This window comes from Paenibacillus sp. GCM10027629 (assembly GCF_042676425.1).
Lineage (GTDB): Bacteria > Bacillota > Bacilli > Paenibacillales > Paenibacillaceae > Paenibacillus_K > Paenibacillus_K terrigena.
Genome location: NZ_JBHTGZ010000003.1, coordinates 1087150 through 1107624, shown reverse-complemented (window position 1 = coordinate 1107624; position 20475 = coordinate 1087150). Strand labels below are relative to the sequence as shown.

Here is a 20475-nt window from a genome sequence, read left to right as displayed (position 1 = left end):
AAGCCGTACAATTGAATTACTCTGTTGAGGTTACTGGCAAAGTGACAAAGAAGGTCGTTCCTTGACCAGGCTCGCTCTCCACTCGAATGTCGCCTTGATGCAGCGAAATGATTTGCTTCACAATGGCAAGACCCATACCGCTGCCGCCATACTTACGACTATGGGAACGATCGGCCTTGAAGAACCGCTCGAATATACGCTTCTGGTCCTCCAAGGAAATGCCAATACCCGTGTCGGATATTCGGACGATCACATTTTTGATATCTTGTTTGATGCTGACGTTAATTATGCCGCCATCCATGGAAAATTTAATACTATTGCCGATGATATTCGTCCAAACCTGGTTTAATAGATCATGATCAGCCGTTAGGTGCACAGCCTTCAAATTGAGATCGAACTGGATGTTGCGGGCAGACCATTGCGGCTGGAGCGTCACGATGACCCGTCGGATCTGTTCATCAAGACTGCGTGTGACGAGCCGCAATTGCTGTGACTGCGATTCAAGCAAACTCAGCTTCAACAGGCTGTCGCTCATCTTGGACATCCGCTGCGCTTCCGTGATGATAATGTCCAGATAACGGCTTCGTTCGTGATCTGTGAGGCTTACTTGCTTAAGGGCTTGAGCATAACCGGATATCGAGGTGAGCGGTGATTGTACCTCGTGCGATACATTCGATACGAATTCCCTGCGCATCTGCTCAAGTTGCTGTAGATCATGCATCATTTCTTCGAAGCTGCGAGCGAGCGTACCCAGCTCACTCGTCTGCTTAATATTCAACTTGACGTTGAAGTCACCCGCTGCGATCCGCTTGGTTGCTTTTGTCAGCTTTTTGATTGGTCTGACCAGGAATATAGAGGCAACCAGAATCAACAAGCTTCCTGCAATCAACGAACAGGTTGCAAAGATCATTGCCCAATTGGCGACAAAAGAGGAAGAAGGAGGGGCGAGTGTTTCCAAAAACATCGCTTTTGTTCCCATTTCCGTTTTCAAGGGCAACCCTAAGAGGACCGAAGCAATCCCATTCGGCGTGACTTGGACAACGCCTCCATCTATTACCTTTTTTAGTTGCTCCATCGTCACAGTGGCAGGTTTGTGTCCGTTAAGTTTTCCGTAAGACTGGAACTGACCCGTTGCTTCGTAAATTCGAATATGATAGGAATCGAGCTGCTTCATTTCACTTACGAACAAGTCCGCTTCACGTAACGGAAGGGTCTTGTAAATCCGGACGATGTCTTGGCCAAAGTTACGTAAGTTGATTTGCGCGTTTTCGTTTAATTTATCTTCGAACATCCAAGTTGACGCAAAAAAAGCAATGATCGTACCTGCGATGACGCTGACTAGAAATGTCAGGACAACACGGATATATAAGGATCTGATCATTCGTACACCTCAAGCCGGTAGCCAAGCCCACGCACCGTTTCGATCTTGAAATCGGATGTCGTCGCGAATCTTTCGCGAAGGCGTTTAATATGTACGTCTATCGTTCGATCATCTCCTGCGTAATCGATCCCCCAAATCTGATCGATCAACTGTTCGCGCGTATAGACTTGTCCGGGTGTTCCAGCGAGCTTATACAGTAATTCGAACTCCTTAAGCGGCAATGTGAGCGATTCCGTCCCTCGTATCACTTTATAGGTCTGACGATCAAGGGTAACGTTGCCGAACTTAATCGTCTGTGTGGAGCCAATCCGGTATCGTTTCAGCAATGCCCGAACACGAACCGTCAACTCCAACGGGTCAAATGGTTTCGTCAAATAATCATCCGTCCCAAGTTCGAACCCTTTCACTTTCTCCCATGTTTCGCCTCTCGCAGTCAGCATAAGTAACGGAAGATCAGGATTGGCTCTTCGGAGCTCCTTGCATAACGTCCAACCATCCATGATTGGCATCATAATATCGAGCACGACAAGATCGACATGCGTTGAGGCGTAGACAGCCAGTGCTTCCTTGCCGTCCGCGGCTTCTACAGTTGTAAATCCGTCATTGCGTAGAAATAAACAGACGAGTTCGCGAATGTTCGCATCGTCGTCAGCAACTAGTATAGTAGGCATCTGTTCCCTCTTTTCGCTGTTTCCATCCCTTATTGAAGTCATCATTATACTATAAATGGATTTGAATTACCCTATTCTTCCTATCATCACCTTCACATTGACACTTACCTTTTTGTAAGTACCTGTACTAAAAGTGCATACTTACATATTTGTAGTGTTCACCTTATACTCGAGAAGTAAATCATCCTTAAGGAGGACGAATCATTGAAAACTCTTGTTATCGTAACACACCCCAGCATAGAAACATCCGTCATAAATAAACAATGGGTAGAGGAACTCCAAAAATATCCGGAAAAGTATACTGTACACGAGTTGTATAAGGTTTACCCTGACGGAAACATTGATGTGGAAAAAGAACAGCAATTCATTGAATCACATGATAATCTTGTTTTACAGTTCCCTATTTTTTGGTTCAATTGTCCTCCTCTCCTTAAAAAGTGGATTGACGATGTTTTTGCTTATGGTTGGGCCTATGGTTCAAATGGAGGCGATAAATTAAAGAATCGTAAAGTTGCTTTAGCTGTTTCTGCCGGCATTAAAGAAGAAGATTACCGCGAAGAGGGTCGGTATCACTATACCCTTGACCATTTATTATCTCCTTTTGAAACGACCTTCCAATACTGCAATGCGGATTATCGTTCGTTCTTTGCATTCTATGGTGCAGAACATGAAACGGTTGCAAGCGACCTGGAAAACAGCGCACTAGATTATTTGAATTTTGTTGACAACCTGTAAAAGGCAGCTGAATTCATTAACTAAAAAGAAGTATTTCCTTGTTAAGGAAATACTTCTTTTTAGTTAAACAAAATTGTTAAGCCTTCCGTTGTACAGCCTCCGGGGATGGTAAACTGTTCTTCTCCCCCCACTCGCACATCATATGTAACAATGGAATGAGAGAGAGGCCACGTTCAGATAATGAATATTCAACTTTTGGAGGTACTTGGGGAAATTCCTTGCGGATGATAAGCCCATCTGCCTCCATCTCTTTTAACATGATGCTGAGCGTCTTAAAGGAAATGGTCCCGATACTTCGCTTGAGCTCATTATGCCGCATCACTTTATTTTCAGATAACCAATACATAATAATCATTTTATATTTACCGCCAATTAAGGACAAGGTATACCCAAAGCCGGTATCTTTTAGTAATACGCCAGTCGGCACACAGGTTTCTTGCACAAGTTTCACGCTCCTTCAAGTAAAGTATATGATCTAAATGTGCATACGTACCAATAGATCATTATGCAATCTTATTAAAAGGATGTAAAGGTATGTTCCGAGAAATTTCGAACACTTCTTAATGTACTTTGATACTTGTTGTACCGAATTCTTTAATTTTCACTTTTACACGATATCGTATGGATGCATTGGCGAACTTGTCATCCCAATCCTTTTTTATTTTCTCCCAGGTTCGAGGGTAATAAATTCTCACATACTGATCCAGTCCGATGACATCGGCGCGATATTCTTTTTGAATTCTGTGCAGCATTTTGTCTATCCGCTTTCTCACCTGCTTAACAGTTTCCTCTTCTACTCGCCTGATAAATCGGTTATCAAAGCCATTTCCATTCTCCCATTGCTCCCCAAGCCGACCATCCGATTCGATCTCGACGTCAAAGGATATCCGGTTCCCTTCAATATGAGGACGAATTTTACTCTTCATCGACGTGATCTCGTACAGGATCGGCTGCCCTGTGTGGGAATCGTATGATTTCAGAACGCCGCCCTTCACTTTCGCTGTCATCCAATTGATGGATTCCAAATCCTCCTCATTGAGGAAACCGATCAATTTTCCCGTTTTGCCATAGATAACCGCAGCTCCGGCAAACTTAACTTCGCCTTCGGCAGTAATTACGTTCTGCAGCAAGAAGCTGGATGAAGAGTTGATCTCTGGCAGTAACTTGGTTAAGGATACAGGCGGCAGGATACGGCTGCTTCTATATTGGTTGTTGGTAATAGAGCGCAACCTTAGCGAGGGGAACTCGCTTTTATCTTTTTGGTCAAGTGCGCTGCGGGCCTCTCCTGTGCAAATAAAGACAAGGCAGCTTGGGCGGAACTCCTGCTCTCGAATAAAAAAATCAAAAAACATCCGCATATTGAACGCTCTCGCGACTTTATCGCTGATGACAATGACTTTATAGTGCTGTCCAAAGATCGGACGATCCTTCGTCAGCGCAATTTCTCGTGTAACTTCATATAAGGAATCGCCTGTTACCGAGATATTCCGGTATTGTTTCCCTCCTCCTCCCCCTCCTTTACCCGCAACACCGCCGCTCTGTCCGGGTTGAACCATTTGGTAGGTCAGCGTCAAGACATTTTTTTTGCTGTAATCTCCGCCTTGTTGCTCAATCTCTTGCTCAAGCTTTGTCTCTTCGCCGATATCTACGGCTGCGCCAATCGTAATGCCTAGATCTTCGATCTCCCTGCGACTCCAGCAGCCTGTTAATAGGATCAGTATGGCAAATATCCCACATATCCATGGTGTTCTTAATTTAAGCCATTTCTGGTTCACGTCTGAACACCTCTTAATTTTGCAATTCCGAGCAGTACAATAGGCAATATCACAAACATGACGAATGACAATTTCCCAATGCTATCACTGAAATGAAATAGATCGTTAATATTTTTAGGGAGCATAGCCACGATATAAATGACAGGCATCAGAACATACAAAAACGGACGGATGTCCTTCCTCATGCTCCTCGCCATCCCCATGGCGGCTGCATAATGCGTGATCACGAATGTCGTGAAAATCTGCATCATCCATATTACGAGCAGCAGTGATTCGTATCGTTCAAAGAATATCCCGGGGAATTCAAAGCTTTTAATCAACGTAATCGTAGGCCAAGTGAGGCTGATCACGCCCTCAATCGTCAACGCCCCAATGACCATCACCGCTGTTGTTACGTAAAAGAGCAGTGGTATGGCGATCCCAATCAGCACCGCTTTTTTGGCTGTTTTTGGATTCTGCATAGAGGCAACAATTAAGAGCATGATTTCAAATCCGCTGAATGAAAGCGCCGTCGTCTTTACCCCATTGAGTACGGGGACAATGCCAAGCCCTAATACCGGTCGTAAATTATTGATATCGAATATCTTCAAGCTCATCACCGCGATTAATACAAAGATGATGACAGTAATCGGAAAAATAATCTCAAACATACGAGTAATGGCAGACAATCCCCCAACCACGAGATAGATCCCTACCCACATGAATGCAATAATCATGGCCCAACGTGGGGTCTCTTCCAATAAGAACAACGTGTTTACTTCCGCCATGGCCCGCAGCATAACGCTCGCCATCGATATGAAGTACCCAATGACGATCAGATTGAGAATACATCCAATCCACTTTCCGACAATCTGTTGACTATAGTCGTAGAAGGTCATGCCAGGGAATTTCTGACTCAACTTGACGACAATCAAACCCGCTAGCATAGCGATTAACCCGCCGATAATAATAGAGAGCCATATATCTGGCGTTTTTACCTGCTCTGCCGCTGATCTGGGAAGCGTAAGAATACCTACCCCGAGGATGTAATTCGCGACGATGACGACTGCCTGATGGGTTGTGATGCTCTCCTGTTCGCTCATTTGCACTCTTTGTTCGCTCCCTTTTACTTCCTACGTAACGGATCCTTCGTATTCATCATCTTCGGCCGGTGTTTCATCAATTTGAATGGTGCTCGTACAAGGAAGTCCTTCCAATCTTGGAGTCGATATGGAACAGCAGGGCTGATATACGGAACCCCGAAGCTTATCAGTTTCGACAGATGACTGCACAGCAGTAAGAAGAACAACACGACTCCATAGAGTCCAAATGTGGCAGCAAAAATCATGGCGATGAAGCGAAGGATCCTTAGCGCAATGCCTGCATTATATTGCGGGATCGCAAACGATGATATCGCCGTTACTGCCACCACAATCACCATGAGCGGACTGACGATTCCCGCTTGAACGGCCGCCTCGCCAATGACCAAGCCGCCTACGATGCCAATGGTCTGACCGATGGGCTTAGGTAGCCGTAAACCCGCTTCACGCAAGATTTCAAGTGCGATCTCCATGATGAGCACTTCAATGAGTGAGGGAAATGGCACGCCTGCCCGTGTATCTGCAATCGATAGCGCCAGCTTTGTCGGTATAAGCCCCTGATGAAACGAAATGAATGATATGTACAAGGATGGGCCGAATGTAGACACAAATGCTGCGAAGTAACGCAGCATGCGGACCAATGTCCCCGGTATCCACCGTTCATAATAATCTTCGGGTGATTGCAGCAGCATGTTAAAAGTCGTTGGGACGGTCAAGACGAAGGGTGTTCCATCGAGTAGAATTGCAACTCTCCCTTCCATTAATGCGCTGATGACACGATCAAGCCGCTCTGTGCTCTGCACTTGTGGGAACGGAGACAGGTAGTTATCCTCAATTAATTGCTCAATGTATCCTGTGTCTTGGATATCATCGAGATTCATTCGCTCCACTCTTTCGCGTACCTCTTGGACCAAATTTTCGTCGGCAATATCCTTGATATACACTATCGCGAGTTCCTTCGTAACGCGTTGACCAACGCGGAGTTGGGTTATGGTCAAGTTTGTTTTTTCGCCATGTTGCCGCAATAACGTTGTATTATCGCAAATGCTCTCGTTAAAGCCAAGACGAGGCCCTCTAACCAGAATCTCTGATGAAGGCTCTCCTGCGCTCCGTGTGATCTCTTTTCTTGTACCGAGAATAATGACCGATCCGTTGCTGTTGTCAAGTAACAAAGCGGTGTGACCACGCAGCAATTCGGATGATAAATCCGTGAAACGATCCACTTCTTTGACAACACCTACGGATAGAACATTGTTCTTGAGATATTGCTTCGTGAACGGAGGAGATGACGCATCCCGACCTCGCTCATGACCTACTAGAGCAAGATCGACCATCAGTGATTTCAAGATATGCTTATCAATCAAATCTCTATCGGAAATGCCATTCACAAATAAAATAGCTGCTTGTTGATTGGTATTGCCTAGACAAAAAGTCCGTATGTTCAAATCTGCCTGATCCCCAAATTCGGTTCTCATCCGATCCAAATCGTTGTCCAGTTTGCCGGAGAAGTCACGCTGTGGATTGGCCTCCTGATCGTCCTGCTTTATGTTGCTGTCTGCTGCGTTTTTGGTCATGGACATGATTCTGGACAGTACGTAGGGAATAGACACGACAATTAGTGCTTGCAGAAAAACCGTCCAATCTGGAAGATAAGACACAAACATATTCCACATTCTTGATCACCTGTTAAATAATATGCAACTTGGATACATTGCCTATACATCGAGATTGTTTTGACGGGTCAAGCTCTATTAAGCTGTTCGATTGCTAGATGAAAACGTCGAAAATCTTTCGTCAGGTATTTCAGTTCTTTCTCGTTTTTTCTTCTAATTTCGGGGTCGGTAAATTCCAATAGATTATCTATATACCGATCAAGCGTCTCCTTCATTTCATGTATCCAGAACGGATTATTGTAGGGGTGCAGCTCCTTCAAGTCTTCAGCAAATGCTTCGGATAGAAAACGAATCTTAGGCGTATCTATCCAATTGCGAACGGTAAAATAGTCGGGTGTGAAGTCTTCTCGGTATGCGCGACCAGGTACTTGAATCCAAAATTTCTCCCACTCAACAATTAGGCCAGCTTCATAGAAGATAAATTTTAAAAATCCGCACAACCAAGCCGTGCAGCTTGTATTTCGTTCTTGACAGCCTACCTCGTTTATTAATGAACGGCAACCTGTGCAGCAAGAACCACCACTAGGAATGCAAACATTACAAATATAATCCGCCCCTACCCCATGGAGAAATTCAAGGCCCACTTCGATTACTTTTTGTTTATTACCTTGTAACTCTTTTAATCCAGACATCCTTGCACACCTTTCTTCCACAAACTTAACTTAAATATATTTGATTATTTGAATATAACAATATTACACCTTTTTTAGTTTGTTTTACAAAGTACTTCATCAATGTGTTATTCTGGTTGTATATTCAAAGCTTCAAATGTTAAGGGGATTAGATCTATGAATCGTGACATTCAACAATTCAAAGCAGAATTTTTCAAAGCACTGGCTCATCCCATGCGCATACGTATCCTTGAAGTGCTATGTGAAGGGGATAAAAACGTTAACGAACTTCAAAGTATTTTAGGTAGCGAAGGTTCTGCTGTATCCCAGCAGTTGGCCGTACTTCGTAATAAGAATGTGGTTAATGGAACAAAAGATGGTACTTCCGTTATTTATTCCCTTAGAGATCCTCTAATCAAAGATCTACTTGGGGTGACCAGACAAATATTTGATAATCATCTGGTGGATGCTATTTCCCTGTTGGAAACCATACGGAATGAATAAAACGGTCCAAGAAACAAGGCGTCATAAGATGCCTTGTTTTTTATTTTAATCATGTTTTTGTGAAAAATCGTATAGGTATTTGTTCATTGACAAGAAGGAATGTCGGGTGTATATTCCCCATATATTCAAATAATCAAATATATGAAGAAGAAGGGTTCTTATGAAATGGTCGGGTAGATTTGAAGGTTATACGATCCAATCGTTGCGTCGGGATCTTGTTGCTGGGTTAATTGTCGGTGTCGTAGCGATTCCACTTGCCATGTCTTTCGCTATTGCATCAGGGGTAAAACCTCAATTTGGGATATATACGACCATTGTAGCAGGGTTTCTAATTTCACTTTTTGGCGGATCCAAGTTTCAAATTGGAGGTCCAACCGGAGCTTTTGTTCCGATATTATTAGGTATTGTCCTGCAATATGGATATGAAAATTTGCTCATCGCCGGAATGATCGCAGGGGTCATTCTTATTTTGATGGGCATTTTCAAGCTCGGTATCTTAATTCAATTTATTCCAAGGCCCGTTACGATCGGGTTTACGTCAGGTATCGCGGTCATCATCTTCTCAGGCCAAATCGCGAATTTCTTGGGACTGCAGCATATAAAAAGTCATGAGTACTTTTTATCGAATATGAAAGAAATCGGGACTCATCTCTCCACCTGGAATGTGTATAGTGCTCTGACTGCTGTAATCTGCCTTGCCGTCCTTCTCTTTCTACCAAAAATACTTCCGAAACTTCCGGCATCATTGGCTGGAATTATCGTTTCAAGTGTTATTGCGTCTATATTTTTTAGTGGAAAAATAGCAACAATCGGTTCTACCTATGGCATGATCCCGGATACGCTGCCAAAGTTCTCCATGCCTCATCTGTCGCTGGATATCATCATACAGCTTCTCCCTGCTGCGTTCGTTATTGCGATGCTCGGTGGTATTGAATCACTGCTCTCTGCTGTTGTAGCAGATGGTATGACAGGTAGCAGGCATCATAGCAATCGTGAGCTTATAGGGCAAGGGATTGCGAATGTCGTCACGCCGTTTTTTGGAGGAATTCCTGCGACTGGGGCGATTGCACGTACAGCTACGAATATTAAAAATGGCGCCGCTTCTCCAATATCGGGGATGATTCACGGACTTGTCGTTTTATCTGTTCTGGTCTTATTTGCTCCCTTTGCTTCAACGATTCCATTGTCCAGTATGGCGCCGATTCTGATGGTCGTGGCCTGGAATATGAGCGAGCGTAAAGAGTTTGTCCATGTTTTAAAAACAAAATCTAGTGATTCGATCATTTTGTTGATTACATTTCTCCTTACGGTATTAACAAGTCTAACTACGGCGGTCGAGGTCGGATTAGCGCTAGCGGTTATTATTTTTGTTATACGGATGCGGGATATCCTTACCGTGACAAAGGTCTTGCCTGATCCATCGATGAAGAATGAGAAGGTAAAACCATATATGGTCAATGAAAATCACGACTGTCCCCAGATCAGCATTTATACGATTGATGGCCCCCTATTCTTTGGAGCAGCAGATATGTTTCAGAAATCCATTATGGATACAACGAGCTCGCATGTGAGAGTATTGTTGCTGCGTTTTGCGAAAGTACCCTTCATGGATGCTACCGGTGAGGCTAACCTTGCTCGTATTGTACAGCATGTTAAGAATTCTGGTGGTACTGTGCTTTTTTCAGCCATGCAATCGCAACCAAGAGCTTTTATGAGAAAAACCGGATTAGACCAACGCATTGGAACAGAACATTTCTTTGACCATACCGGCGAAGCAATTAGCTCTGCTCTAGGTAAACTGGATGATAACAAATGTTTAGGCTGTAGCCATTTTGCATTTCGTGAATGTACCGCGTTATCTTCAAATAAGGACGGATCCAAAGTCATAACATATATTGACAAATCACGATCAGTAGATTTATAATCCATATAAATCCTAGTATATTAGTATGATTAATTCGTCGGTGAAATACTCAACCACACTTGGGTGTTCAGAAAAAGGAGAGTACATGCATGCCAAATGTCCAAACTTTCAAAGCAACGGCCCATTTACAAGATGGGGTCAAAGTCATTACCAATGTAAGACAATTCGAACTCGTCATCGACGAGCCGAAAAACCTTGGTGGTACTGACACGGGTATGAATCCTGTCGAAGCATTGCTTGCCTCCTTGGGCGCATGCCAATCCATTGTGGCTCGGGTCTATGCTCCAAAATTCGATGTCGTGCTTGAAGATTTCAGGGTAGATGTTGAAGGTGAGCTGGATCTTGACGGATTTTTCAACCGCTCTGAAGTTCGCCCTGGTTACTCCGATATACGCTACACTTTCTACATCAAGACCCAATCGTCTGCCGATAAAGTCGAACAATTTGTTCAATTTCTGGAGAGCAAATGTCCAGTGGGCGACACGCTTGCGAACCCAGTGAATCTCAAGCTGAATCGCGTCGTTATTGAAAATTAAAAAAACACCTTCAAGCTTAATTCCTATGGAACCAGGCTTGAAGGTGTTCGATTTCAGCAGCTTATTATTTCTCCATGACAGCAAAGTAATTATCTTCATCATCTGCAAAGTTAAATACTCTACCCGATGGCATGTTTACAATTTCTCCGACTTTTACATTTTTATTGGATAAGTCGCTATACAACCCATCAAGATTCTCCGTAAAAAACATTAACGAAGGTGTACCCAGATTCATTCCAGGCGACATTTTCGCAACGAATTCCTTGTTATGTAGAATAATACTCGTTTCTGCTCCTTTTGTTGGAGCAACTTCTATCCATCGCATGCCTTGACCGTTATTTTCTTCAGAGATCATACTGAATCCGACTTTTCCGGTCCAGAATTTAACTGCCTCATCTTGGTTATTGACATATAACATAATTTGGCCGACTTTACTAATCATTGATTTACCGCCCCTTGTATAAGGAATATTTTGCTTAAGCTACAGGTTTCTTGAGTAAACCCGCCTGTACAATCAGTTTAATATATAAATTTACCAAAACACAAGCAATGCCTTCCACGTCTGGGCTTGAATTGGTACCATGATTTAAGCTGCCCTGCCCCGGTACAAGAGTAATATGACGAAAGAACTCATGCCTGCCAAAACTAATACGCCGTATACATTCTGGTACGTATGTGCGAGCGGCGCTCCCTTTTGAATGTCGAGCAGCTTGCCGCAAACCGCAACCGAGATCGAGCCGCCAAAAAACTGAATAAGCTGCATGAGGCCCATGCCGGAGCCGAGCATCGTTTTCAGAAGAATGCGCGAGGCTTCATTGTTGAGTGATGCTATCGTGGCCGAATAAGCCGGAGCAAAGATCAAGTATCCGAACAGGACGACGAAAGATGAGACGTGGAGTACAAAATAAAATGCAATCATGACGGTGCCCAGCATGCAATGCCCGATCAACAAAAATCGCATATTCCCAAAGCGGTCAATCCAGCGCCCTACAAAAGGGGTCAAAACCGCGGATAAAATGGCCCCAGGCGCAATCATCAAGCCGATCACCATTGCAGATCGGTCGTACAGATGGGCCAGCACGAGCGGCATAAGGAATAAGTTGCCTAAATTCAGAACGAGAATGCAGAACCCGATCACAACCAGCTTTCGATATGCCGGATTAGCCAGCAGCGCAGGGTTAATGAACGTTTCTTCCGCCCGTTTCATATGCCGGGCATGGGCGATGAACGATACAATGCTGACCGCGAGCCAGATCGCTGAAAGCTGTGTCACCGCCAACAGCAGCGATGCCGCGTTAAGAACGGTGTACAGCGCACCAGACGTATCGAAACGGAAAGCCGCCGCGCTCTCCTTCGGCAGCAGCCTAAGGAGTATGGGAAGCAGGACAGGAACCAGGCATGTTATTGCAAACAAGCCGTTCCAACCCCAATATTCGCTGATCAATCCACCGACAATCGGCCCTAATCCGAAAGCCATCGCACTGCCGGTTGATATCATCGCGATGGCCGATCCGCGCCGTTCGATCGGCACATACCGGCTGGCCAGAACGAGGCCCAACCCGGCCATGACCCCTGCCCCCGCGGATTGCAAAATCCGCGCCGCCAGCAGCATGTAGAAGCTCCGCGCAAACAAGCCGAACACCGACGCGAGTCCCAGCACCATAAGCCCGACAGTAAGCAACCGGCGTATCGGCACGGTGTCGGAGAGCCTGCTGTAAATGACTGTAGATAAGGCATAGCCAATAGAATAGCTTGAAATCACCCATGCCCCAAGATCGGCAGAGATGCCCAGATCCTGAATGATACTGGGGACAGACACATTGAACATTGTCGTATTCATAACTACGATAAAGAGGCCGATCGTCCAGACCGGCATGACGACTTTATCGTTCATAGCAACAACCACCAATCTGACTATGAAATAAATAAAGAAATGAAAAACTTCTATCTAGGCCTTCAAAAATGTGCGACTGCGGTTAGAAGTTGGCTTATAACTAGCTCATATAGTATCGCTGGCAATCCAATGCGGCCATACAGCCGGAACCGATGGCGTTAAAATTTGCCTCTAGCGCCGGTCCTGTACGTGTCCGCAGGTAAATACGCCGGGAATCCCGGTTTCTGTCGTGCCAGGCTTGACCAGCACGTAGCCCTGTTCATCAATGGACAGTTGATTGGAAAGAAATGCCATGTTCCTCGGACGACGACAACAACGTTTTTACGCGGAAAAGGAATCCGCTGCACTGCGCGTAGGTACTAACGCCAAACCCCAGATGCTCTTTCTCTCCGGGGTGTCGAGGAGCTCCGGCCCGTTGATGCCGTGCAGGAATCCGGCAAACCCGCCCCCGATAGATGCTTTTATGTTCCATACCCATCACCATGATGTCAACAATTTCATTATTATGACTCGTGGTTAGGCGAGATATTCCCATAGGTCGGTTTAATCGCTTCCCTCAGCTCTTCCCAGAACGTAATTTGGGGCAAGCTTATATGCTTGTTATAACTCCTATCTCTGAATGTAGCCGAACACGTCGAGCTGTTGCGAGATATTTCACCGTTGTGATTATGGATTCGACTTTGAAGGTTCTTTAGGAAACAATAATCAACATATGTCCCTACAGAGAAAGGCGATATTCTCTTTTTCAGCGAGCTGCTCATTCACACCTCGAACAAGAACCGAAGCGAGGATCGTTGGCGCCGATCTTATGTGTGCCACTACATCCGCGAGGATTCGAACGCGCTACATCGGGAAGATTTGCGGCGGATGTGTCCGCTAGATTAACGAACAGAATCTTCATTTCACAAATCTGTAATCCAAAAAACGGACTACGTTAAGATCGTAGTCCGTTTTTACATGTTCGATTCTCACATCATTATTAGTGCTGAATATCTTGTGCGAACAACTCGGCTAAGGAGAAAGGCGGTAAGACCTCTTCGATGAGCGCCAGCAAGGCATCGTCGTAATTATGGCGTACTTCACAGGTACGATCGAATATCATCGTCGCTTCGTCGTCCGCCGTAACAGCCGGCCAATGCGGCAGCCCTTCGTGGTTCGGGTTACCGGTGCGGGCAAAGTTAATTACAGCCCCGAACACCTGCTTCTCCAGCTTGTCGGAAACACCAGGTACGTTGCAGATCTCCACCTTGCTCGTGTTGTGGAACACAAAAGGGATATCCGCGCAGTGCCACGCTGTTTTGCCATTTTGATAAGGAAACTCAAAAGTAAAATTGTATAGATACGCCGGTGCTTGCTGACTCTCAGCTTTCAATTTAGCAAGCTCTTTGGAAGGCACTCGGAAAATTCGATCTAACGCCAGTAAATCGACAGCATTTTTCTCAGGATACGCTTGAACATACAAATCGATGAGTTCTTGGGTGCGTTCGCCAAAACGCTTGGTTAGAATCGCCTTCATCTCTTCGTAGGACAGCTCATTTTTGTTGAACGGCAATGGCGCGAAGGAAAACTCGCCGATTACAGAGCCAACCATCATCGGGATGGTTTTGGCGTGCTCGGTAAAGCCGCTGAGGAGCGGCTCACCCTTGTAGAATTCGTTCTCCATCGGCATGCAACCGATATACCCGCCCTGTTGCGCTACAATAGGACACACCTTATTGTAGGCCAGTACCAATTCGTGATAAGGGACCGTCTCCAGTTTCTCTACATCGTTCACATCAATTCCAAGCGATTCCAGCATCGCAGTAACGATCATCGTGCCGTCACCTGTAGGGATCGGCATCAGCTTCCCGTCAGACACGCCACTCATCACAATCGCTTTGTGGAACAAGCCGTCCGCGCTCGGGATCTGCATCAAACCGGTCGTTTTCATGCCTCCTCCGGACTGGCCAAATAGTGTCACGTTCTCCGGATCTCCACCAAACTTCGCAATGTTCTCGTTGATCCATTTTAGCGCTGCAACAAGATCGGCATGGCCAGCGTTGGCCGAATTCGCATACTTTTCGCCGAATGGGGATAGGTCCATGTAACCTAGGATATTAAGACGGTGATTCACCGAGACCACCACGACATCGCCTTCTCGGCTCATATTGAAGCCGTCGTAGGCTTCCTGTTCGATCGAAGAGCCCGCTACGAAACCACCACCATGCAGCCATACCAAGACCGGTTTTTTTGCCTTCGCATCCAGCGTCTCGGTCCAGATGTTCAGATTATGACAGTTTTCATCCTGCGGCCAGTATCGATGGGGTACAAGCAGCTCACCGGTGGGCTTTTCCTGCGCCATCAGTGGGCAGACAAATCCATAGGAAGTCACTTCCTTCACACCCTCCCAAGGTTCAACCTCGTTAGGCATCTGGAACCGTTTGGCTTGTGCGTAAGGGATCCCTTTGAAAATATACATGCCATCGAATGAATAACCTTTAAGTTTACCAGCTTTCGTCTCTATGACAGGTACGTCATCGAATCTGAATTCTTTCACCATCTTCAATCCCTCTTTCTATGAAACAAAAGTATTTTGAAATTGATTCAATCTTTTATAATTTCATTTTAAGAAATAAAGCGATTTCAAAATATACAAAATCAATAGACTTCGTGTGAGAAAATGATTCATTTTTCATGCTTCGATCATCGATCACGCTAAACATGACAAAAAACATATTAAAAAAGACAAGAATCGGATATACCGTTTCGCGTACCCGATTCTTTGCTTCGTGTTACCCTGTTAACCTGTGATGGTGATTAATTGAACCTCATGCGGCTGAAGATGGGCATGAAGCGTGATGCTTCCGTCGCTGTGCACGGTTTCTCTGCTGTACAATGGATGTGACTGATGATCCAGCAAATGCTCCTCTTCCTGATTGAGCTGTTCAGGTGCCCCCATTCGAATCCAGGCATCAAAGGTGCTGCCGCCACCTGGGCCAATGTGATAGCGGCGCAGCGTGTGCTTTCCTTCCTCAAGTCCGTCCAATCGAATATGGAAAGATTGCGGCCGCTTTTCATTGAATACGTTATACCGCTCCGTTTTGGTAAGATGGGTGGTATGGCGGTAGCGATACAGCATGTCATAGTGCGTATAGTTATACAAGTAAATTTGAAGTTCACCATCATTTTTGGTCATGAAATAGCCTTGGCCAGAGGCAACCAACTCATCGCCGATCCGGTTAAGCAATTCCATCGCCCGAAAAGCGCTTTTGGGGAGGCCGTTCCGGGTGAACAGGCCAAACCCGCCATGGAACAATTCGGCGGCAGGCGCGATCTCATCCATTTGGTCGCTGGCGCTGAAATATCCCATCGCATGGTAGCTATCGTAATTTTCTAATATCGCTTTGAAAATATAGGTCGATTTATAGCTCGTATCATTGCACAAATCGCGCTGCCAAATATTGTTGCTCCATTCCTCCAGCATTACTGGCAAGTCAAGGCCTTGCTCCTTTACTACTCCACGGATCGCTTGTAGGGAGCCTGCAAGGTACTGCTCGTCGCCGCTCACCGCGAGATCCAATGCGTCATTCGTCCTGTTTAGACGTAGTCCGCCTTTTTCGGTACCAGGTACAATGCTCATGAAAGCGCGAAAAGAGAGAATATCCGGCATACACAACTCTGATTTACACATGTCCAAAAACCACCGGTTGGCTTCAAGCGAATCAATGCCATTCCCCGGACCGCATATGATAATATCGCTGCAGACGGATTTGATGGCACGATACGACGCGAGATAAATCTGGGTATATTCTTCCCGGGTAAATAATCCCAGCCCTGAAAACTCCAGCGCGCACCACGGGGAAAATAACCAGTGGCGCAACGATTTCTGCCCATAGCGCTGCACAAGATGTTGAACGATCGCTGTGATCAGATCCCCCCACTGGTCAATGTCTCTAGGCGCAGATATAATCGACGGCCGGCGAAAAACGGAAGGTTTATTTTGGGCGAGAATCGATGGCATATAACTGAACTCCAGCATTGGCATTGCGCCCGTTGAGAGGATAAAGTCCACCACGGTGTCTAGATAGACAAAGTTATAGTTCGGGTTACCATGGACATCTGTGGTAAACAGCATCATATCATCGTCAAGAATTCCCTTGCAGCGGATGTACTGGAATCCAATCTCACGCTGAAGCTTTGCAATCTGCGTTTGCACAGAACCGTTAAGAAGATCCTTGCCATAACCCGCGTTCATAAGACGCTTCCAATGGTGTTGCAGCGGCTTAATGGTCTTTTTCGTATCCACCGTAATCTCTGTCGTATCAACAGGTTGGTAAGTGATTTCTTCATATGCAACGTTTGCGTAACGCATCAGTGAAGAAAACGCAGTTGAAAAACCATCTACCGTCTCCGTAAGGTTGACCGCATTTTCGATTTTGGGCTCCTTGATGTTGCGTCGATAGTGACCAGGTGTCATCCCACGATACTGCTTATATGCTTCGATGAACGTATGGGCGCTTGAAAATCCGGTGTTGTAAGCGATCTCCGTAATGGTCGCTTCACTTCTCAAAAGGACGGTAGCGTGTATCAAGCGAACCTGAGAAAGGTAAGCTTTGAAGGTTACCCCCAGAAATTTATGAAATATGCGAGAAATATAGGAGCTGCTCAGAAACGTATGCTTGGCTAGATCGGCTAAGGTGATGCTTCCCTGATAGTGCTGATGAATATAATCTGTAGCGACACGTAAGTGTTCATTAACTGAGTTTTGCTCCTCGATAGCAGGTCCATCGACTAAAAAATGCTGGAATAAATCATCCAACAAACTTACCAACTTCCCCCGCAAATGGATGGAAAGCTGAGATTCATTTTTATATTGAGCCCGAAAAGCATTGGCAAACCCCCGGCGCAAGAGGTCAAAAGGCTGTTGACGATCCTCGGAGAACAAAAAGGATTTGCAGTTCACCACTGGCCTTGTGATCTCGGGGCACACCGACGTAATAAATGTTGGAGATATCAACAGCGAAAGTGCCGAGGCGCTCTGGTCCAGAGCTATACTACGTATCTGGAAGCTGTTGACGGCAAAGATGTCCCCTTCTCGGATCGCATAGGACGCTGCCCCTTCCCCACAGTGCAACCAGCCTGTCCCTTGTAACACAAAAATCAACTCCAGCTGCTGGTGCCATATGGAAGCTGCATCGCTGGGTTTGATTAACACAAATTCAAACTCTGGAGACAACAGAAGGCGAACCGCCTCTTGCTTCACTTCTTCGCTATAACGGGTAATGCCTTGTCCTTTCTTGTGTGGCATAACAATATCCCCTCCGGTCAACAGTGTTGAATTCATTTTACCATGAACTCTTTTATCACTGTCTACCTTGAGGGGATAATATCATGGCTCGGCAGCCTCTTCAATATCGTCCAATCCCTTTAGCGAACAATCGAATAATCCGTCAGGATGACGTCAGCATCCTTGATCGCGTAGGCAAAATCATCGTCCAACATCAACTTATACTCCCATACCCTCTTCTCCCAGTCTGGAACTTGTTGTAGCATGTTTTCGTCATCGACGGCTGGATGAATATACGTCTCACTGATCCCTTCAGGCAAGTTGTACATTTTAGCGATGATCTCTTGCTTAAATCCTTCGTATGTCTCCCCTTCTTGAATATGAAAAGGATGCGATAACAAGTAATCGGGAATTGCGACACCAAACGCATCCGCGAGTGACGATACATCTGCCGCTATACGATCAACTCCAGGAATCATCGAGAGTAGTGGATCGCTCAAATAGACTTTGCGGAAGAAACGGAATGGCAGGTTCCAATCAGCGCATAATTTCAAGGCTTCCGCTATATGGCTTCTCCCTGTCGCAAGACCATACAGACTGCCCATATGATTATCCGCATGTGTAGGATAAATACCGGATTGTATGATCTTATCGTATTGAGCATGCAATTCCTTTAGAATGGCATCCGTCTCTGCATGTCGTTCGAATGCTTCAACGGTTTTGTGCATCATTCCACTCTCGTCATGAAGCGAAGGATGTCCGGTTAAGCTGGTCCAACGAATGGCATCGAACTCACTTGTAAGCGTCATATGAAACCCAATATTCTTCTGACCTCTTTTTCTGCACCACGCTGCAGCTTCCTCGAATCCCGGCGCTGGAGCCATCATTGTCGCCGAGGATACCTTGTTCTCCTCAAGCAGATGCATTATGGCCTGGTTCATCGGACGGCTCTGCCCGAAATCGTCACAGTTGATGATGAGATACTTAGGATTCATGTTCAGTTCTCCCTTCTACTCTCACGAATAACGATATAATGATGGAAATGGTCAGCAGGATAAACGGAACGACACTGATCAAATAACGGAAGGTCGACTCAGGATCAGGCCCCGGATTGTCTCCGCTTTCGTATCCGAAGATCATACCAACGATTAGAAAAGCGAGTGCTGAGATCAAACCACTGGACCGAACGATAAATCCACTTACCGCCGTGTAAATACCCTCGCGTCGGCTGCCCGTCTTGGCCAGATCCTGATCAATAATTCGACTGTTGACCATGGGTGGAGACACGAGGAATCCGGCCAATCCAAAGCCAACAATGACGCCCGCTATAATTCCGCTTGTTAAATTGCTACCGAACCAAAATGATATGACGGCTAATGCATAGACGATAAAGGACAATCTCCATCCTTTGACTGGATCCATCTTGCGTAACAGCCAGTACCACACGCCTACGAGTGGGATAACCGAAACGAACACGGCCGCGAACAAAATCGTATTCTGTTCCTCCGGGATGTGAAGGACGTACTTGGCGTAAAAAGGAATGGTTGCACTGAGCAAACCGTTAACGGTCTGAGCGAACGAGTTAGAAATATTGACGAGCCAAAAGGGTTTGTTTTTAAGCGTTTCTTTAAAGGCTTCTTTCAACTTCAACTGGGGCCCTCTGCTCGCCTCCTCATCCTCTTTGATGAATTTCAAGAATAGGAGCATAAGAACAAGAAACACAATGGAATAGATAATTGCCATGTTACTGAAACCAAGCGCTTGGAACAGTATAGGTGTTAGCGCGGTACCTATCAGGATCGCTAAGATTTGAAAGCCCTGTTGAATGGCTGAAGCTTTTGTGCGAATGCGGTCTCCTTTGAACAATTCAGGAAATAGTGCACCGTAGTTGACCCAAATAATTGTCGCCATGGCTTCGTAGAATATAAGCACAACAAGAAACCATGTGAACAATTCCGTATCTGACATGTTGCTCGGTGGGGAGAATACTAGAATAAACGCAAGAACGAATAACGGTGAGGCGAAGAATATCCATGGTCGTCTGCGTCCGTATTTCGTTTTCGTTCGATCTGACCAATAGCCGAACATGGGTTGGTTCACAGCGTCCCAGATTAAGAAGATCGTTCTTGCGAGCGTAGCGAGACCGATGCTGAGACCGAGCTTATCAACGTAGTAATAAGTATAGAATGAACTGAAAGCTTGGCTTGGAATCATCATAGCCAGCATCCCGAATGCATAAATCATTGGGGAATTGAGAAGCTTCTGTTTCATATGTAGAATAACCTCCGATAATTAATCGCAACTTTTCTCTCAATTTGATTCTCTGTATTTATTATTTGACTACCCAATACAACCTCTGCTCCCTTCCTCCATTGCCAAGAATATACAAACCTGATCATTGATATTCGTTAATCAGTAGGCTTATC

Annotated in this window: 17 protein-coding genes and 1 pseudogene; 5 read left to right on the top strand and 13 right to left on the bottom strand. The window is 45.5% G+C overall.

All coding sequences use genetic code 11. From position 1 onward, the window contains the following. Positions 1–16 precede the first annotated feature (16 nt). The gene (locus tag ACFQZR_RS05665) at positions 17–1381 is read right to left on the bottom strand and encodes a sensor histidine kinase (protein WP_379343641.1); all 1365 of its coding nucleotides are present in this window, start codon (positions 1379–1381) and stop codon (positions 17–19) included. Beyond that, a complete protein-coding gene (locus ACFQZR_RS05660) occupies positions 1378–2052 on the bottom strand; it encodes a response regulator transcription factor (protein ID WP_379343639.1) in 675 nt (224 codons plus the stop codon). The genes ACFQZR_RS05665 and ACFQZR_RS05660 overlap by 4 nt, the downstream gene beginning before the upstream one ends. Before the next feature lie 204 nt (positions 2053–2256). Between ACFQZR_RS05660 and ACFQZR_RS05655 the strand changes: the two genes are divergently transcribed. Beyond that, complete coding sequence (locus ACFQZR_RS05655; protein WP_379343637.1) at positions 2257–2787, top strand: NAD(P)H-dependent oxidoreductase; 531 nt, start codon at positions 2257–2259, stop codon at positions 2785–2787. A 76-nt stretch (positions 2788–2863) separates the two neighbouring features. On the opposite strand, the gene ACFQZR_RS05650 is transcribed toward ACFQZR_RS05655, so the two are convergent. The 5 genes from ACFQZR_RS05650 to ACFQZR_RS05630 all read right to left on the bottom strand — a co-directional run bounded on the left by ACFQZR_RS05650 (position 2864) and on the right by ACFQZR_RS05630 (position 7946). Continuing rightward, on the bottom strand, positions 2864–3229 hold the full coding sequence (locus ACFQZR_RS05650; protein ID WP_379343635.1) for a winged helix-turn-helix transcriptional regulator: 366 nt from the start codon (positions 3227–3229) through the stop codon (positions 2864–2866). Between the two features lie 118 nt (positions 3230–3347). Continuing rightward, positions 3348–4562, bottom strand: a complete 1215-nt coding sequence (locus ACFQZR_RS05645; protein WP_379343633.1) for a Ger(x)C family spore germination protein — start codon at positions 4560–4562, stop codon at positions 3348–3350. Continuing rightward, positions 4559–5644: a GerAB/ArcD/ProY family transporter gene (locus ACFQZR_RS05640; RefSeq protein WP_379343632.1), complete on the bottom strand. Its 1086-nt coding sequence runs from the start codon at positions 5642–5644 to the stop codon at positions 4559–4561. The genes ACFQZR_RS05645 and ACFQZR_RS05640 overlap by 4 nt, the downstream gene beginning before the upstream one ends. Positions 5645–5667: 23 nt before the next feature. Continuing rightward, complete coding sequence (locus ACFQZR_RS05635) at positions 5668–7314, bottom strand: spore germination protein (protein ID WP_379343631.1); 1647 nt, start codon at positions 7312–7314, stop codon at positions 5668–5670. A gap of 68 nt (positions 7315–7382) precedes the next feature. Beyond that, the gene (locus ACFQZR_RS05630; RefSeq protein ID WP_379343630.1) at positions 7383–7946 is read right to left on the bottom strand and encodes a hypothetical protein; all 564 of its coding nucleotides are present in this window, start codon (positions 7944–7946) and stop codon (positions 7383–7385) included. A 156-nt stretch (positions 7947–8102) separates the two neighbouring features. Between ACFQZR_RS05630 and ACFQZR_RS05625 the strand changes: the two genes are divergently transcribed. The 3 genes from ACFQZR_RS05625 (at position 8103) to ACFQZR_RS05615 (ending at position 10889) form a co-directional block, all read left to right on the top strand. Next, positions 8103–8429, top strand: coding sequence for an ArsR/SmtB family transcription factor (locus tag ACFQZR_RS05625; protein WP_379343629.1), 327 nt, complete (start codon positions 8103–8105; stop codon positions 8427–8429). Between the two features lie 160 nt (positions 8430–8589). Then, complete coding sequence (locus ACFQZR_RS05620; protein ID WP_379343627.1) at positions 8590–10353, top strand: SulP family inorganic anion transporter; 1764 nt, start codon at positions 8590–8592, stop codon at positions 10351–10353. A gap of 89 nt (positions 10354–10442) precedes the next feature. Continuing rightward, positions 10443–10889, top strand: a complete 447-nt coding sequence (locus ACFQZR_RS05615) for an OsmC family protein (RefSeq protein ID WP_379343625.1) — start codon at positions 10443–10445, stop codon at positions 10887–10889. 64 nt (positions 10890–10953) lie between these two features. Here ACFQZR_RS05615 and ACFQZR_RS05610 read toward each other — a convergent pair whose 3' ends face one another. Both ACFQZR_RS05610 and ACFQZR_RS05605 read right to left on the bottom strand, forming a co-directional pair. Continuing rightward, on the bottom strand, positions 10954–11331 hold the full coding sequence (locus ACFQZR_RS05610) for a VOC family protein (protein ID WP_379343623.1): 378 nt from the start codon (positions 11329–11331) through the stop codon (positions 10954–10956). 144 nt (positions 11332–11475) lie between these two features. Further along, the gene (locus ACFQZR_RS05605) at positions 11476–12765 is read right to left on the bottom strand and encodes an MFS transporter (RefSeq protein ID WP_379343835.1); all 1290 of its coding nucleotides are present in this window, start codon (positions 12763–12765) and stop codon (positions 11476–11478) included. A 744-nt stretch (positions 12766–13509) separates the two neighbouring features. Between ACFQZR_RS05605 and ACFQZR_RS05600 the strand changes: the two are divergent. Continuing rightward, positions 13510–13668 (top strand): annotated as a pseudogene (locus ACFQZR_RS05600) (phytanoyl-CoA dioxygenase family protein); the annotation flags it as partial. Positions 13669–13762: 94 nt separating this feature from the next. On the opposite strand, the gene ACFQZR_RS05595 reads toward ACFQZR_RS05600, so the two are convergent. The 4 genes from ACFQZR_RS05595 to ACFQZR_RS05580 form a co-directional block, all read right to left on the bottom strand. Then, entirely contained in the window at positions 13763–15322 is a 1560-nt protein-coding gene (locus ACFQZR_RS05595; RefSeq protein ID WP_379343621.1) for a carboxylesterase/lipase family protein, read from the bottom strand. A gap of 240 nt (positions 15323–15562) precedes the next feature. Next, positions 15563–18070, bottom strand: coding sequence for a GH39 family glycosyl hydrolase (locus ACFQZR_RS05590; protein WP_379343619.1), 2508 nt, complete (start codon positions 18068–18070; stop codon positions 15563–15565). 119 nt (positions 18071–18189) lie between these two features. Then, on the bottom strand, positions 18190–19044 hold the full coding sequence (locus ACFQZR_RS05585; protein ID WP_379343617.1) for a polysaccharide deacetylase family protein: 855 nt from the start codon (positions 19042–19044) through the stop codon (positions 18190–18192). Further along, positions 19034–20320 (bottom strand): MFS transporter, encoded by a 1287-nt coding sequence (locus ACFQZR_RS05580; RefSeq protein ID WP_379343615.1) that lies wholly within the window; start codon positions 20318–20320, stop codon positions 19034–19036. Before ACFQZR_RS05580 ends, ACFQZR_RS05585 begins: the two co-directional genes overlap by 11 nt. Positions 20321–20475: the final 155 nt, after the last annotated feature.